Source organism: Priestia sp. 3CA3, from assembly GCF_056836725.1.
In genome coordinates this window covers 1-487 of record NZ_JBXENJ010000044.1, presented here as the reverse complement: position 1 = coordinate 487, position 487 = coordinate 1, and the positions used below count along the sequence as shown (strand labels likewise).

At 46.8% G+C, this 487-nt stretch carries 1 protein-coding gene; it reads right to left on the bottom strand.

Annotated features, from left to right (window positions below):
• Positions 1–487, bottom strand: a 487-nt coding sequence (locus AC1VNJ_RS26865) for a tandem-95 repeat protein (protein ID WP_482641638.1), incomplete at both ends; no start/stop codon positions are given.

The window sequence follows — 487 nt, the reverse complement described above, 5'->3', positions numbered from 1 at the left end:
AACGCTGTAATTTGATTAGATATGGATGTATCTTCATTAGTGACCAACGTCACTACCACTGGGCCTACTGGTGGATCATTTACGGGCTGAATCGTAATTGTGATGGTAGAAATGGCTGTTCCTCCTTGGCCATCGCTTACCACGACACTAAAGCTATCCACTCCATTGTAATTTTCATTTGGCGTATAGCTATAGCTGCCGTCTGGATTTACTACCACCGTCCCATTTGCTGGACCTGTCAGTAACCCGTACGTTAGTGGGTTTCCGTCCACATCCGTTGCCACCACTCGGCTATTCAAACTCGTGTCTTCGTTGATCACAAACGCGTAGTCTGGCACCACTGGTGCATCGTTCACTGGCGTGACTATTACTAGTACGTTCGTCACTATAAACGCACCCGACGGGTCGCTTATTAGGACTGTGAACGTATCATTTCCAGTGTAATTTTCATTTGGCGTGTACGTGAACGTTCCATCACCATTGACCA